Genomic DNA, 16686 nt, shown 5'->3' with positions numbered 1-16686 from the left:
TCTATTACCTTAGCAAAACAAAAACTGCTGAACAACTTAACTCCAGCAGCCTAAACTTTTATATCCTGACCCTATAAAACTGAAAAGAAAAAATCCTCAACTGTCGGATTAAATACTAACTATTACACTTTATAAGTTATAGTTGGTGTTAACTGTTTATTACTTCCTCATCTAAGCGACCGGCTATTATTGCTTTTTCAAGATGTTTTATTGTTAACTCCTTTTGCTTCGGATGCTTCTTGCCTGTAACCATTCTTATGAAAGCAGGTAGTATAGAGTCACCTTCAGGACTAAAATAATCTGCTGCCATAAATTTTGATACATCTACATTAAACTCTTTACCAAAGGCTATAATAAATTCTACAGCATCATCACCACTAACGCCTAAATCATTTTCAAGCCCTGCATTTTCTGTGACTTCCTTTTCTGTTACAGCAGCCTGCTTAATTGTAAATCTTTTTAACCTATCAAAAATTTCATTATTCACTTTTTCAGTTTTAAATTATAAATACATTAAGAACCAAAAAATATCTACTTCATTATCATGTATTCCTCTTTTTTAGAACCATCTGCATTATACATCCATTTTGCATCTGTACCACCAGCCCATTCCTTTACTGCCCCGCCTATATCTTTTCTATTATCATAAATATCTTTCCCTAATAATGCCCAACCGGCATATGGAACTAACCGCCCTAAAAATCTACCTACTACAGCAGTTCCAACCTTTTTTGCAGCTTGCTTGCCTGCAACCACTGCAACTACCTTACGAGTAGTTTGTTTTAATAATGGACTTTTTTGAGGAAACACTTTTGATAAGCCCCACGATGCAATAGATGAACCAGGTTTTGAACCTGCAACTCCGCTAGGTTTCAAAAAGTCTAAAGGTTGCCCTAAAAGTATTAATCCTGGTCCCCATGGATTAATAGGGCTCTTTCTCGTTCCAGTAACTGTTACAGGAGGTAATGACTTTCCTTTCGCAGTGTCTAACCCGAATGGATCAATAAAATTTATAGGATTATTGCCCACATAAGCATAAGGGCTTTCATTATAATGTATCGCAGAATTTTCGGCAGTTATTGCACTTCGTGGGCTTAGTATTGTAAGTATGCCCGCATTTTTTCTTCCTGCCTCAATATCATCTTCACTTGCTTCGTATCCTTCATTTTCTAACTCTTGTTTATACCCTTTGTCAAACTCACTCCAGTATTCATCTTCCTGCAATGGGTCTTGTGTATGCCATCTTCCAATTTGGTTATCATACATTCTTGCTCCGTAATCTGTCCACTCTAAACCACTTCCATCACTAAACTCTTGCCGTTGTTCTTCCTTGCCATTATACTTTAATCTATTTTGAGTGCCACCAGCAGCTTTGCTTGATATCCCACTCATCACTAACCCGAACGGAGGCCCGAGTCTATTCAGCATTTTTTTTATTTTTCAACTTCTCGATGCAGAACAAACTAATGACAACGAGGGATAGAATCTCCGCATAAACATTCAGCATTTTTTATTTTTATAACTTCTCGTCGCAGGACAAACTAAGTTCAACGGGGGCTTAGACTAACGTTGGTTACTTTTTGGTACCTATATATATAGCTAACCCAAAGCAACTAACTATACTTATAGCTCCGTAAAGGAAAAGAAAAAATCCTACTCGTTTTCTTGACGATTCTGTCCTTTTTAACCATTTGCTTTCTATCGCACTGACAGAATGATTCTCTCGATATACATATCTTATATAAGTATAGACTTGAAAAATTATAAACAAGACAATAACTACAAGGTTGTTAATCCTTGTTTTTTGCTTATCCATGGATTGTATCAGCATAATTATAGTAAGCACATTAATTGCTTGAAATCCCCCTATAATCCCAGCTGAAGTTGATTCAGCCCCTTTTTCTTTGTAGCCTGCATAGATTTTATAAATCAAATAGTATAAAAAGTCGAAGAATATCATTGTAGTGAAATTTATTTTACTTCTCTGTTAGTATGACCAACCTCTTCTAAGTGCAGTTTCCCAACTTGCCAAACCTGAAACAAGGTTATTCCATAGCGATGAAACAAAGTTTACCGATTTATTTGTTGCATCTCCCACATGTTCACCAATACCTTTCCCAGTAGCACTTTTAACAATTGGGTCAGCAAGGAAATAGGCAGCCCCAAGCGCCCAACCTACTCCAGGAATAAAGGCCACTCCACCCATAGTTGCATCAGTGCCATTTTTCCAGTTTAAGCCATTATTAGCAATGTCCGCCGCAGAAAGCATCACACCGACAATAGCAACCCTACGTCCTAAAGCATCAACAGTAAAACCTTTAATTAATTTATACTCACCCAAGTTGATAATTTGGTACTTTGTTCCAGTAAGTTTATTTACTAATTGTTGCAAATTATTGGCACCCTTAATGGTCAAATCAGAAGCAGTTGTCATAGCACCTAACGTGGTAGCGGTAGTTTCAATAGCAGTTTGATATTTTTCTTTATTGTCTTTTTTATCATCAGCTTTCTTGTCATCTTTCTTTTTCTTCTTATCATCTCCATCGCCACCGCCTTCACCATCTTCGTCATTTTCACTTTGCTCTTGGCTTCCAAACATAGCTTTAAATGCATTAACAGCGTCTTCCTCCGTATAAGTCGTCCCTTCGTTTGTTTCAATTACTTTCATTCCATCAGGGTCTATAAAACGTAATGGATTGTTTACTGCATAGACATAAGGACTATGACGACGGTATAACTCACAGAGAGGGTCTATATGATTCCATCTTCCAATTTGTGGGTCATACATTCTTGCCCCATAATCCGTCCATTCCAATCCTGATCCATCACTGAACTCTTTACGCTGTTCTTCCTTACCGTTGTACTTATATTTATTATCAACACCACCAAATGCCAACGCTTTACTACTTATCCCCTGTTGAACCAACCCGAACGGATAATAATGAGTCTCCTCTATCAAAGAACCTCTTGTATGCTCCACTCTTATATCATCAAAATAAACACTGCCCTGGCTCTCGTTGCTGACATAAACATAAAGATACCCGTTTTTCTTTACCTCGATATCCCCACCATTATTGGCCTGCATCACCTGTTTTCCCATAGTGCCCGTGATCTCCGGTATCTGCACCGTACCATAATTACCGGCTACTAATTTAAACTGTTCATCATCTAAGATTATCCAGTTCAGGTAAGCCTTTGGCCTTGCTCCTGCAGTTTGAGTACCCTGGTAGGTTACAAAATCACCAACCGGCACATTTAACACACCACTACCGGAGACCTGTGTACCAGTGTGACTGGCGCCTGATGGAATTCCGCCACTAAAAGCAGATACCAGGTTGCTAACGATACTGCTGGCTCCCGACGGTGTAGCAGGGTCAGCACCGGGTAAATACCAGCCTTGCGTTAACGCTTTAAATTTGTCACCCGCCATTACTTTTAATACTACACCTGGACCAACTCTTTTATCAGTAGTGCCACTATTAAACAGTTTACTTACCATCTGATTATTGCCATCACTGTCAAAGCCGGCAGGTTTTGGCGATTCGGTTTCTGGTATCTGGGTAAACAACTGCGTCTCATTAGCACGGCTGGCTGTTTCCATGGTGGCCTGGTAAACAGAGGCGGGTTTTGTTTCTTCTGTCAATACCATTCTTACGTTACCCAAATGATCTTTGATAAAATAATCAAAAACAAAACCGGTAAGCGTCGTGCCTGCTGCATCATAAACGGCTCTTATCCTACCCTCTTCCTGCGCTGTAAATTGCAGCTTGTCGTTCTCGTATATAAACCCGTTGATATACTCCGTTGTGGTTGTTTTAGCAGGCACCACCGTATTATCAACCGTTACTTTTTTGAGTTTATTACCCGCTGCATCATAGGTGTAAGTAATCGTTCCCTTTACCGTATTATCATCTTTTTTAGCATTGATGGTTTGAGGCAGGTTCAGGTAATTATAGCTAATTGCACCGCCGCTTGTCACCGTTAATGCTGCCGTGCCATTCAGTTTTTTGTTGAGGTCAGTCACCATATTGCCATTCACATCATATCCATAATCGGTAGCAGTGATGTTCTTATCGGTAAAGTCACCCAATTTATGATCGGTGGTTCCTGTACCCTGTTCCGTTACAGCCTGTAGTTTATTGGTATTAGCATAGTAGCTGTACACCATATCATCCACCTGGGCACTGCCTGTAATCTTTAGTCCCCATTGCTGCATCCGCTTAATATTACCGTTGGCATCATAGGCAATGGTGGCGCTGATGCCATCGCCCATTTTTATACTGAAGTCCACACCGGCACTTGTATTCCAGCCGCTGTTGTTTTGTGTAAAGTCGGCTTTCAGCAGCCGGTTCACATTGTCATAGTCAAAGCCATAGGCCCGCTGCTCATCATCGCCATTGCTTTTCCATTTAATACCGCTGATATTGCCGGTGAGTTGATTTTTCCCAAAACCAAAATCATAATTCAGTTCCATGCCGAACCAGCGATTGGCCTGCGCTGTTGCTTCGCTGGTATAGACGGGATTGGCATAGCCTCGATTAATGCCTGCCAGCCATCCACGGATATTGTATTTATAATCCAGGGTTTCCAATGGGCCCCCTCCGGCTCCCCCGGTGGGGGAGAGTGTTTTTGTTTTTAACTGCCCCAGTTCGTCATAGCTGTTTTGCGCCACCAGTTTCTCTGCGCCACCATTGATGACCTTTTTTATATTCATCACCCTGGCCGCATGGTCATACTCCATTTTGGTAAGTAAGGTAACAGTCAATGCACCGGCACCACTTTTCTGGTGTCGCAGCACATTGCTTAATACTTTACCACTAAAATCATATTGATTGGTGGTAATGTCCACGCCGCCGCTGGCATTATCTGCCTGCATCTGGATCACCCTTCCTTTATCATCATAAAACGTAGAAGTAATGAGGTATTGGGAAGCCGTGCCCAGCACTTTTGTTTTAGTGCCGGTAACCATTCCTCGGGTCAATTGAGATTTTGTCGTGGGATTGGTTTCTGCATAGCGGTTATTGCCCGCCTGCAACTGGCTATTATAGCTGTTATCATAGCTCTTCGCTCCTACATAGCTGTAGTCATCATAATAGGTCTCTGTTAATAATTCATACCCACTGGTCGCTGCCGGATAGCTGGTGCTACTATAAGCCAGGGGTTCATGATAAACCCTTGTATTGGCATCATTCCAAAGCTTGGTGCGCAGAGGCCGGTTTAGCTGATCATATTCTGTCACCAGCCACTGTTTGGTAGCCTGTCCCCTTAGCTTTGCATCCTGCGTCATCACCAGGCGGTCACGGGCATCATATACCATCCACACTTCTCCCGCACCCGGCACTTTTTTGATGATCATTCTTTTTCTCGCATCATATTCATAACGGAAGCAAAGTTCATTCTGAATGGTAGTGTTCGCAAGATTCCAGCTATTGGATGCCAGCCATTCCACAGCTTTGGGTGGTAGCACATAGCGCAACTGGTTCAGATCATCATACACATAATAGGTACAAAGCCAGCCGGTGTGTCCGTCCTGCAATATGTCGGACACCTGCACTTTCTTTAATATCACCTGTCCTTCTTTGTCTTTGTATTCAATCACTTTGTTTTCATGTTCGTCCGTAGTCACCGTTACATATAATTCCCCTGCTTTGTATAGACCTGCCATTTGCGGCACTGAAGCGATGGCTGAAGCGATCGTCCATATCCTAACATCTTCACAACTGCGGTTGGTTCTTTGTTCTACCCGCACACCTTGATCATTGCCCGTCCAGCTTTTACCGGGGGCCGTTTCTTTCAGTACCCGGTTGAGCGGAGAAGCTTCATACAATGTTTTGGAATAATAAAAGCCTTCCGTGTTATTTAAATAGCTATTATAAAAAACCGGTTGCTGCGTTGCCGGATCCAAACGGAAGTTGCCCGTAGCCAGGTTATCGGTATAAGGCAGGTATTTTTGGGCCACCCTGCCGTACTCATCGTACCAGGTAGTGCTGATCATGTCATTACCCGCAGGGGTAGCACTTTTTTCTACTGATTGTATTGAACGACCCAGCCCGTCAAAGTATTCGGTAGCCTGGCTTACGTCATATTTATCGGTTTGTGCATTGGCAGTAGCAATATCCGTAATAGCAGGTTTTACAAAAGTCCTTACCCGCACATAGTTCATATTATTGGCATCGGTGCCAGCAGCATAGGATGGCATGGCTACCGCTGTTTGCGAACTGCCCGCTGCGGAACCATCAGGAACGATGGTAGTAACAGCGGTCTTTACTTTTATGGAAACCGGGTTGGTATAGCCGTTTTCTGTGGCGCAGCTTATTTTCACCCGGTAGTAGGTAGTTTTTGCAGGCGAAGCTGGCGTATAAGTGCTGCCGGTAGCTCCGCTAATAACCGCCCAGCTCATCTCATCACCAGATTGTTCCCACTGGTAGGTATAGGTGGCCTGGCAGGTTCCACCGCCAAGACTACTGATCGTAAATGCCGCTACGGCTCCGCCCGGCTGTATGGATTGCGAACCGTTTAAACAACCCGCATTAAAGGCAACAATCACCTGCACCGTGCCGGTGTATTGTGTTTCACTGCTGCAGATTGTTCTGCGGCGATAATATTTTGTCTGCGTCTGGGCGGTTAATGTCAAGTTTTGGGCGGTAGCGCCTGATATATTGCTATAGGTTATATTATTGGTGGAGCTTTGCCATTGATAGGTGTAGCTGCCCGAGCAATTACCGCCCGATGCAACAGTGGCGTTAATAACTGTCGGCACGCCATTATAGGCAACCGACTGATCCGTACTTGTAATACTACCGCCATTTAATTGCGCAGCCACTGTTATAGTGATAGTCCCGGTATATTGTGTTTCACTACTGCAGGTCGTCTTTCTACGATAATATTTTGTTTGTGTTTGCGCAACAGTAAAGGCAAGGTTCTGTGCTGTGGCACCACTGATATTGGTAAAAGTTATATTATCAGTTGATGACTGCCACTGGTAAGCATAGCTGGTGCCGCAGTTGCCGTTTGTTGCCACCGATGCTATAACTGTAGCAGGTATGGAATTATAGGTAATAGTTTGATTGGCGCTGGTGATGCTGCCACCATTTAACTGGGCAGCTACAGTTACGGTTATACTGCCGGTGTATTGGGTCTCGATACCGCAGGTTGTTTTTCTGCGATAGTATTTTGTTTGGGTCTCTGCGCTGCTGAAGGAAAGATTTTGCGCCGTGGCTCCCCCGATGTCCGTAAAGTTTACATTATCTGTGGATGACTGCCATTGATAACTGTAGCTGCTACCACAGTTACCTCCTGATGCTGCCGATGCATTAATTATAGCAGGAGTGGTATTATACGTAATCGTCTGATTGCTGCTGGTGATAGCGCCCCCATTCAATGCGGCGGCAACGGTGATGGTTACAACTCCCGTGTAGGCTGTTTCACTGCTGCAGGTGGTTCTACGCCGGTAATATTTTGTTTGTGTTTGAGCGGTGCTGAAAGAAAAGTTTTGCCCTGTGGCTCCTGCTTCATCGGTAAAGGTTATGTTATCTGTTGAAGATTGCCACTGGTAAACATAACTGGTGCCGCAATTACCATTTGTGGCTACTGATGCAGTAATGGTAGCCGGAATCGTATTATAAGTAATTGTCTGGTTACCGCTGGTGATATTACCGCCGCTTAATGGAGGTATTGTTACTGTAATAGTTGCAATATTGGTATAAGCAGTGGAGCTGCTACAGGTCACTTTTCTGCGGTAATACGTGGTAGTGGTGAGGGCGGGCGGTTGATAGTTCTGACCCGTGGCCCCAGCAATATCTGTATATGGGTCATCTATTACTGCGGCTTTTTGCCATTGATAAGAATAAGCGCCGCTGCAACTGCCACCTGTGGCTACTGATGCATTAAGTTGTGCAGGTGTGGCATTATAGCTAATGCTTTGTGAACTATTACTGATTGTTCCACCACTTAGACCGGGAGGCGAGCTGATGGTAACATTCTTTGTAACTAATAACCCGGTTGCATCCGAATACGCACTTACTGATCCGCTTCCACAACCGGTACTGCACCATTGAATCGTAATCTCATCGCTGTAAACGTCAATGATCGTTCCACCTGTTACGCCCCAGTAATCGGCTATTTGTCCCTCGCTACAAATTAGAAGATAAGTATAGGTGTTACCACCTGTAACCGAAGTAAGGCCATTAAGAGTACACCCATCGGGGGGCGGCAATAACATAGCCTGAGCCTGTTGCTGCTCCTGTGTTTTAGCTGTATTTTTATTTTTCGACTTATCTACTACAACTCTTTTTTCTGTTGTGTCGCTTTGGCCTTGTACACTCATCACAAAACTAACAGCCAGAAGCAGTACAGCAATAATCCTTATCAAGGCTGGTTTTATGCAGGCAGACAGCACCAGTCTTTGATGCAGGGTTTGGTTCGTATAATTCATGGGGTGCAGCTTAATTGGTTTTGTACTTGTAATCCATGGTTTTGATGATATTGCCATACATGTCCTTAATCAGCTTTAAACGGCCAAAGCCATCATACTCATAATAAGTAATGCGATTATTGGCATCGGTTTGACTGGTCATACCGACTAACGGCTGATAAGTATAAGTGATGACCAAGGCAGAAGGATATGTGGCTCTGATCTTGTTTAATTCTGCACGCATGTTCGCATCAGTAGTGGCAGATGATTGGATAACCGTAAGATTCAACCCAGGTGTTGCAATTACATTGGCATAGTCAACTCCAATCACTTCTGCTACCGGGTAGGCACCATTATATCCCCATAGATAGGTATGCTTGACATCGTTTTCCTTTTGTTGCTCAACTAATCTACCATTAGCATCATATTTAGTAAACCTGATACGGCTTGTATACAAACTGTTCTTGTTAAATGCACCATTATTCACTGCGGAAGGTGAAAAAGTAGTCAAAGGCGCTGCTGTTTCCAGTGCGAGAATTTGTTTTATAGTTGGTAAATCAGTATTAAATATATTTATCTGGCCGCCCAAATATTTTTTTGCATTGCTTGTATTGACCCGCTCATTGTATATTTCAATGGGAGCAACAACATGCGTTTGCTGCAAAAGTCGGAGCCCCTGTGATTCTTGGTCGAGGTTTGACACTGATGTGAGATCGCCAAAGTCTTGCGGATATTTGTAATAGGTATTAAGCGTTTCTCCTTTGGAGTTTTGTGTACTTTTTTTAATGAGCTGGTAATGTCCGTTTACATTGTCATAAGTATAGTCCTCAAATTGGCTGATGCTTACATTTCCTGACGCATCATATTCACTATACTCTTTACGACGAAGCATATTGCGAAGCACAGGAATTGAAAAATGATGCGCATCGATTTTGAACTCCTGCTCTAAATTCCATGCACTCGCTGCTAGAATTTCGCTTAATCCCTGATTAAACAACATTTGCCACACCGTGGTGGAGTTGTCCCTGGTATAATAATAAGTGGTGGATGATACCGGTAGGGTTGTTCCATTTACCAGCTTATAGTGCTTCTCTAAGTTCAATTTACCCCTGCTTCCCATAGGAATATCCGGGATGGGCGTCATAATGGGATTTATAATTCTAGAATGATCAAAGACAGTATTAAACCTTGCCATCGTATTAATATTAATACTCCCGGTAGTGCTGTAATTATATTCACTTAACCCATTGGCGTTATTATTATTGTCAACGTCCCTTACTTCTACCTTCTCGTATCCGAAATAGGGGGCGTTTCTCCCGTCTGAAAATGGATAGATAGATTGCCCATAGCGGTATCGGAAATAATTCCAATTTAAATCAATTTGCCCCTCAACATAGTCAACCCATGTATCATACCCTTCCGCTGATTCATAAACTGGAAGATCATCTTCAGTGCCATTTGAATAGGTATATGTTTTCGTATTAACGTTGCCGCTCAACGGGTCAATATTCCGGATCTTACTTATTCTAAGGCCGCCTGAATATACGGTCTTAAGCACCTGCTCCGAAGTCATGCTTGCCTTAAGCACGTATACGCTTCTCCTGATTTCGCAACTGTTAAAAAAATCAGATGTGGCCGCATCATAAGAAATGTTATAATTCCCGGTTTCAAGAATAATAGATTCATCAGTATCCATACTTGTACCGATAACAGTGGAGACAGGAATTCTTTTCAGAAAAATACCATTCTTCTTAACAATAATATCCAGCGTATAGGGGTCGGGGGGATAAGACGAATTTCTTGCTACTATTGAAACTATTTTAAGCTTCTTTCCAGCCCAATCGGAAGCCACTGTAAAGTTCCCGTTTGCATCAACGAACCCCGAAGTATTTACGGTAGCGGAGCCGGTTTCCTTGTACAACTGGCTGCTCTCATCCTGGTAGGTAATTACTGTTTCGGTTCTTTTGAACTGGTTTGTTTCGTATGTAAAGTTGGTTGTTCCTCCTGTAGGATATTGCACGGCAGTGAGCGTATTCGCCTGCATATATGCAGGATCAGCATTTCTATTAGCGCCTGAAAATTCCATAGCTGGGTTGGTCGAGACGGATAAAGTAGCTGGTGGAACCAGCTCGCTGTTTATGGCACCATTATAATAACCCCAGTGATCTATTGAGTAAGACAGCTTGGAGGGAAGGTTTAGTCCATTATTATAGGTAAAAGTATATTTCTTTTCTTTAGCAGGATCGGCTACATCCACTTCCGACACTGCATTTAGCCTCAATCGCTTTGTCGTTTTATCTAAGGTAAATTCTCCAGGGAGAAGTGAGCTCGGATACTCTCCCCCCATTCCGGAAGAAGCGGTAAAATAATGGTTATTGTCCAAGATCATCTTTTTCACCAGCCGGTCATTCTTATCCCGCACTTCGATCGCCTGCAAACGTCTTGCTCCCATTAAATCGAGCCGAACCGGATCGTAAAAAAACTTCATGTTCCCCAAGCTGAACTGAATAGACTCAATATTCAATTGCTGGTACATTGTATAGTGTGCCTTTATCATATTCGTATACTGCTGCGTATGCGGTGAAGTATTACCAACCAGGTAGGTTTGGGATATATTGGGCACAGGCGAGATAAAATCCAGGTTTGAATGCAGGTATGTAAAGGTAATTTCACCATAGGTGGGGGATACTATCCTGGTCAGGTGCCATGTATTCAACTCTTTGGCAGTACCGCTGTTGGCCGGATAGCTATTGTTGGAATAGTAAAACTGTCTTTGTTCAAAATAATATGCAGTACCACTTTCATCCGTCACCTTCCAGTTAGGATAATTCCAGTCATAATCAATCAACTCGATCTTCAATGATCCATCCCCTAACACTACAGGTTTGAAATTATTGTCAAAAATGAACTTGTATGATTTGTTACCTATTGTTATTATATACAGGTCAGATGCAAAATCGGGTGCTTGGCCATCATATCCAAAGGTAAAATGATTAATGTACTGATTTATCGCCCCATTCTTGATCAGGGTAAGACCGCTTTTTACCCGTGTGTCGTTCTCGTAATATCCTACATCCTGTAAATCATTTTTCCACTGGTAATACCAGTCATTCAGACTATAGTAAGGTGATTTTGTATTCAGTTGTACAGCCGGAGGATCCGGCATGTAGATATATGAATGCGAGAACCCAGGAGCGTATGGTGCTCCTGCGAAATCAGGATGGCCCCTAATAATGCTTACAATAGATCCTGCTGCGCTAAGAGCCCATCCGAGGCCAACTTCACTTGCTTCTTCCTTTACCTTAATACCTCCGGCGTGATACTGCAGGGAGACCGGAAATTCCAGTGTTCCATCCTTTATCGTGTAAACGGGAATAGAAATGGAAGGAACTCCAGTAAAATTATCAACAGGTACTAATCCAAATTTACCTAAAGCGCTGACATCGGGTGGTGGCGGAGTTAATACCTGTAGGTTTATTCCTTGCTGTGCAACAGCAATCATACCTGTCAATAACAATAAACAAAGGGTAAAGTATTTTTTCATAAAACTTAAAATGTATATCCGATTCTGAATTTTAGCCGCTGGGTGCGTGGCATTTGTTGATAACTCAAAAAATCCCACAACAACTGCAACTTTGTTTTCTTAAAAAATTTTGTCTTCAGCGATACTACCTTGCTCAACCCCACAAGCCCTGAAGTCTGCCATGCATTTAAACTCTTTAGTTCATCTACATTCCTGAATTCACTGCGGTAATTCATCTCATACCCCCCGCTCAGCCAAAAACTTCCTTTGATTTTCCAATCCGCAAAGCTTCTCAATCCCACTCCCTGGTGCGTAATATTGATATGGCGGATATTCTGCCCCCAACCAAGCTTGTAACTTCCTCCAATGCCTATAATTGATTTATCGTTGAGCTTGTAACCCAACGATAATCCTACATCACTTGTCGTCGGAAAATAACCGTTAGCTTTTTGCGATTGAATATTTGTACCTAATTCAATGCGCTGAAAAAAGTTTTTGATTTTCTGATTGTTGGGTTTGAATCCATCGGGTAGAATATCCTCACTACTGCTACTACCCATTTTATTCAACTTATTTTTTAATTCATTCAGCTGCGACTGTGCCCCCTGCAGGTTTTGTTGCAGTTGTTGTTGTGCATTGGGACCACCCGCGGCGATTTGTTGTTGGATCATTCCACTTACCTGTGACCGTGTTTGTAATCCCGCAAAGCTGATTTGTTGTGAAACGGGGTCTGCCGGATCACCGGGCAGGCGAAACAAGGAGGCCAGCATGCTATTCTTTCGCATGAAGTTTTGAAACAGCTTTGTCTTACTAAGCAGTTCCAGGGCCTTCTTTTCCGCTCTCTTGCGATCCTTTAATAATGATTTGTACTCACTGACCTGCGCACTATAATAGTAAACTTGTTTGTTTATCTTTTTTAGCTCTTTCGCAAAGCCAAGATTAACCAACTGATCTTTGAGGTATTGTCGGCGTTCTTTTAAAAACTTTTTTACCTCCTCCGCATTTTGTAGTTGCGCTTGCAGTGCCTGCACTTTACCGGTTGCATGCTGTAATTTTTGTTGTACGTCTTTACCGGATGATAATAACTGAGGGTTCTGCTGCAAAAACTTCAACGAGGTGTTGAGTGTATCGAGGGAGGGAATGTATTGTTGCAAAGAAGTCTTAGCAGACAACTTCTGTTCCAGTTGGTCGTATTGTTGCTGTGCATTGCCGAATACTGCCGCCGCTTTAAGGGAATCCTTTCTGGCAAGTTTATTTTTTATACGGTCTTCCTGCTTTTGTAATTGCCGTAAGGCCTTGGTTGTTTTCTTATCCAGTTTTTGTTCTAAGGAAGTTGCTTTGGAGGAAATGTTGTCGAGGTATTTTGATGGGAGCTTCGGCGAATGAAGCGTATCCTCCTGCGCTTGTGAAGCAGATTGTGCGTGGATACAGATGGTTAATACTATTGCTCCTATGAGCAATAAGGTTCGTCTTAAGTTCATTAGTCCTGGCTGTGGTTCGTAGGTGGCTCTTTTCTTTTTGCCGAACAATACCACGAAGTGGTAATTCTTCAGGCTGAAGAAATCATCCGAATACAATTCTCAATAAAAGCAAAGCGAAGATGAGGGTTGGTTCTCAACAAGACAAATGTTTTTTAACGGTATTTATTGCCGTTTTTTCACGGTGATAAAATCCCTTTTTTCAACGGAGTATTTATTTTTTCAATAATCATATTAAAATCATCCACTAAGATTAAAGCAATAATTACCGGATACCATTATCTCTAAACGCTGTAAGCCTTATAAGAGAGGACAACGCTAAATAGTATTCGCAGTCGCTTTATCCCTGCCTTTGAGTGGGCTTTGAGTTCAGTTTGCTTCGCCTTTGGCTCGCAATGACGACCACTATGCTTACAATGACGGTTTATCATTGCGGCCAAAATGGCCATAATGGACATACCGGGTGAAGATGGCCCCGTTGCGATTAATCGGCCTTATTGGCCATTATGGCCGGTTGATTTTTAGCGGCCCCTGCTGCATTGTATTCTTGTTGTGCAATTGCAAACATCATGATAAGGCTTAACCGGAATGTGCCTGTCAAACATTCTGTTTTTATTGATTTCAATTTTTAAATCATGGCACAACAAAAAGGGATTATCCCATTAAAAGGAACGATTGGTAATATCACCTTTTACAAATCGGGTGATGGTTACCTGGCGAGGGAAAAGGGAGGTATTGATGCGAACCGCATTGCCAACGACCCCGCTTTTCAACGCACCCGTGAAAACGGGGCTGAATTTGGCAGGGCCGGCGCTGCCGGTAAGGTATTACGTAATGCTCTGCGATCATTGCTTCAAAACACGGCCGACAGCAGAATGGTGTCGCGACTCACCCGTGAAATGATGAAGGTGATACAGGCAGACGCAGTGAATGAAAGAGGGCTGCGAAATGTGATAGATGGAGAAGCTGAGTTGCTGGAAGGATTTGAATTTAATGTGAATGGCAAATTGGGAACTACCCTGTATGCTCCTTATACCAGCAGCATCAACCGGGTGACCGGTGAACTGAGTGTTTCCATTCCATCCTTTATTCCCAGCAATATGATAGCAGCGCCGGGTGGCAGCACACATTTCAAAATCGTTTCTGCAGGGGCTTCTATTGATTTTGAAAATGAAACCTATGAGCTGGCTACCAATGCGACTGTGCTGAACGCACAATGATCCGAACTCACCTCTTGCAGATAAGAGACTGGCGCCCGGAATACGAATGCCAGCGAAACCAGGTGGAAGGGCATCTTCCCAAATAAGCAGCCCATGAGATAAGGTTTGAATGTCGTTCATGGCGGGATAAGGCAGCTAAATTGTAAGATAAAACTAAAATGCGGGAAAAGACTGTAGTGCAGTTGATTAATGAGTAAATATTGACTTTTCTCAATCATCAGTCCAGAAACCAAAAGGAAGCATCAAAAAATGATGCCCTGAAAACAGCATGAATATGGGAGCGACCCTTCCACTTCAACAAGCACGGTGTTTGGGTAAACAGCGACACTATCGGTGATACTTCAATAAACTCAGCAAAGAACAGAACGATGAATGGAGCGCCGCAACAGGTGATGCCATAAAATACTGAAACTGGCAACAACAATATTTTTACTTAAAACAAATTCTGCATCCCCTTATTATCAAGATATTGATTTATAAACTTCGGAAAAGCATATTTCTTCAATTGATTTTTCGATACCCATAACCAATCATTGTTTACAGACTTCTTCAATTTGATCTGAATAAACTGTCCTGCTATGAGCTGGTGTGAAAGCTGCTGTTTGAAAAGTGGTGAGACAGCAACCACTTCGTACTTGCCTTTTTGTAGCCAGCCGCTTTTTTCCGCCTGTTCCAGTATTTTTTTTGTGTCAGCTTCTTTGATCGTCTCCTTCATTGGGTATTCATACAGGTGTTGCCAAATATCTTTTTGCATCCTTTGCTGAATAGCCACTTTTCCTTCATGCTCCAATACCAGGTAATAAAACCATCTCTTCTTTATGGTAATCTTTTTTTCCTTTACCGGCAGCTCGCTGATTTTATCGTGAGTAAAAGCAAAACAGGTTTTATTAAAAATACAATCTCCACAAAGCGGCAATGCCGGTTTGCAAACAATGGCGCCAAAGTCCATGATGGCCTGGTTATAAACTCCCGGCTGAACCTTATCGAGCTTTTCATTAGCCAACCGGGTAAAATATTTCTTCCCCTCCGCAGAATCGATGGGAATCCCGATGCCATATACTCTTGACAACACCCTGAAAACATTACCATCTACTACTGCATATGGCAGGTTGAAGGCAAACGATGAAATGGCAGCAGCAGTGTAGGGGCCAATTCCTTTCAATGCCTTTATTTCTTCATAGGCAGCCGGAAACTCCCCGTTCAATTCTTTGGAAATATAACGGGCCGTAGCGATCAAATTCCTGCACCGGGTATAATAACCCAGCCCTTCCCAAAGCTTAAATACCTTAGCGTCAGGGGCTTTGGCAAGTTGATGAACATCGGGAAACGCTTTAATGAAACGGTGATAGTAATTCAATCCTTGCTCTACCCTTGTCTGTTGCAGAATGATCTCACTTAGCCAAATTTTATAAGGATCCTTCTCTCCTTTCCATGGCATTTCCCGTTTGTTTGCAAGCTTATTCCAGTTTAAAAGAAGCCGGGAAAAATCAACGTTGTCGGCCTTTTTATCGATTTTTTTCACCTTTCTAATCAGATATAAATTTTAATTATTTGCCATTTTTGGAAACATGGCTTTGAATTTGTTGTAAAAAAATAAGGCTATCCCTTTGACTATCATCATTTTTTGTCTTAAATTGGCATTACAAACTACTTAAACCTCATAAAAATGAGAAAAGCCGACCTCGTAAACCAAATATCAGAAAAGACTGGAATCCCCAAAGTAGATGTGTTAGTTACACTCGAAACCATGTTTAAAGAAGTAAAAGACACTTTGTCTGCCGGAGAAAATATTTATATCCGTGGCTTCGGTAGTTTTATCACCAAAAAAAGAGCTGCAAAGATCGGCCGCAACATTAAAAAGAATATTGCAGTTCATATTCCTGAGCATTACATCCCTGCATTTAAACCTGCCAAGGAATTTGTTGCCGAAGTAAAGAAATTAAAAGAAGCCAAGCCAGATCAAGGGCCGGGTGAAGATATTTAATTCTTTATTTAAGAATATTTTACCTGCTTCAAATCAATTTTATTGGCATTGTTAATCATCCCAACGGT

At 42.2% G+C, this 16686-nt stretch carries 8 protein-coding genes; 2 read left to right on the top strand and 6 right to left on the bottom strand.

Features of this window, described 5'->3' with window-relative positions; all coding sequences use genetic code 11:
- Positions 1-148: 148 nt before the first annotated feature.
- From P2W73_RS22725 to P2W73_RS22705, 5 genes are all read right to left on the bottom strand, one after another.
- Entirely contained in the window at positions 149-487 is a 339-nt protein-coding gene (locus tag P2W73_RS22725) for a DUF1493 family protein (RefSeq protein WP_276504407.1), read from the bottom strand.
- A gap of 44 nt (positions 488-531) precedes the next feature.
- Positions 532-1428 (bottom strand): RHS repeat domain-containing protein, encoded by an 897-nt coding sequence (locus tag P2W73_RS22720; protein ID WP_276504405.1) that lies wholly within the window; start codon positions 1426-1428, stop codon positions 532-534.
- 559 nt (positions 1429-1987) lie between these two features.
- Positions 1988-8434 (bottom strand): DUF8696 domain-containing protein, encoded by a 6447-nt coding sequence (locus P2W73_RS22715; RefSeq protein ID WP_276504404.1) that lies wholly within the window; start codon positions 8432-8434, stop codon positions 1988-1990.
- Positions 8435-8444: 10 nt separating this feature from the next.
- Positions 8445-11957 (bottom strand): RHS repeat domain-containing protein, encoded by a 3513-nt coding sequence (locus P2W73_RS22710; protein WP_276504403.1) that lies wholly within the window; start codon positions 11955-11957, stop codon positions 8445-8447.
- 5 nt (positions 11958-11962) lie between these two features.
- A complete protein-coding gene (locus P2W73_RS22705) occupies positions 11963-13417 on the bottom strand; it encodes a hypothetical protein (RefSeq protein ID WP_276504402.1) in 1455 nt (484 codons plus the stop codon).
- 632 nt (positions 13418-14049) lie between these two features.
- Between P2W73_RS22705 and P2W73_RS22700 the strand changes: the two genes are divergently transcribed.
- Entirely contained in the window at positions 14050-14634 is a 585-nt protein-coding gene (locus tag P2W73_RS22700) for a hypothetical protein (RefSeq protein WP_276504401.1), read from the top strand.
- 433 nt (positions 14635-15067) lie between these two features.
- On the opposite strand, the gene mutY is transcribed toward P2W73_RS22700, so the two are convergent.
- On the bottom strand, positions 15068-16156 hold the full coding sequence (gene mutY / locus P2W73_RS22695; RefSeq protein ID WP_276504400.1) for an A/G-specific adenine glycosylase: 1089 nt from the start codon (positions 16154-16156) through the stop codon (positions 15068-15070).
- Positions 16157-16300: 144 nt separating this feature from the next.
- Here mutY and P2W73_RS22690 point away from each other — a divergent pair, with 144 nt between their 5' ends.
- Positions 16301-16618 (top strand): HU family DNA-binding protein, encoded by a 318-nt coding sequence (locus P2W73_RS22690; RefSeq protein ID WP_276504399.1) that lies wholly within the window; start codon positions 16301-16303, stop codon positions 16616-16618.
- The last annotated feature ends 68 nt before the right edge of the window (positions 16619-16686 follow it).

This window comes from Terrimonas pollutisoli (assembly GCF_029360765.1).
Taxonomy (GTDB): Bacteria; Bacteroidota; Bacteroidia; order Chitinophagales; family Chitinophagaceae; genus Terrimonas_B; species Terrimonas_B pollutisoli.
Note: the sequence above shows the minus strand (reverse complement) of the source record. Positions and strands in the feature narration are given on the sequence as shown.

Coding starts and splice junctions, on each gene's coding strand:
- P2W73_RS22710 (WP_276504403.1), bottom strand. CDS start 11,957: ATGAAAAAATACTTTACCCTTTGTTTATTGTTATTGACAGGTATGATT.
- P2W73_RS22700 (WP_276504401.1), top strand. CDS start 14,050: ATGGCACAACAAAAAGGGATTATCCCATTAAAAGGAACGATTGGTAAT.
- P2W73_RS22690 (WP_276504399.1), top strand. CDS start 16,301: ATGAGAAAAGCCGACCTCGTAAACCAAATATCAGAAAAGACTGGAATC.
- P2W73_RS22705 (WP_276504402.1), bottom strand. CDS start 13,417: ATGAACTTAAGACGAACCTTATTGCTCATAGGAGCAATAGTATTAACC.
- P2W73_RS22715 (WP_276504404.1), bottom strand. CDS start 8,434: ATGAATTATACGAACCAAACCCTGCATCAAAGACTGGTGCTGTCTGCC.
- P2W73_RS22720 (WP_276504405.1), bottom strand. CDS start 1,428: ATGCTGAATAGACTCGGGCCTCCGTTCGGGTTAGTGATGAGTGGGATA.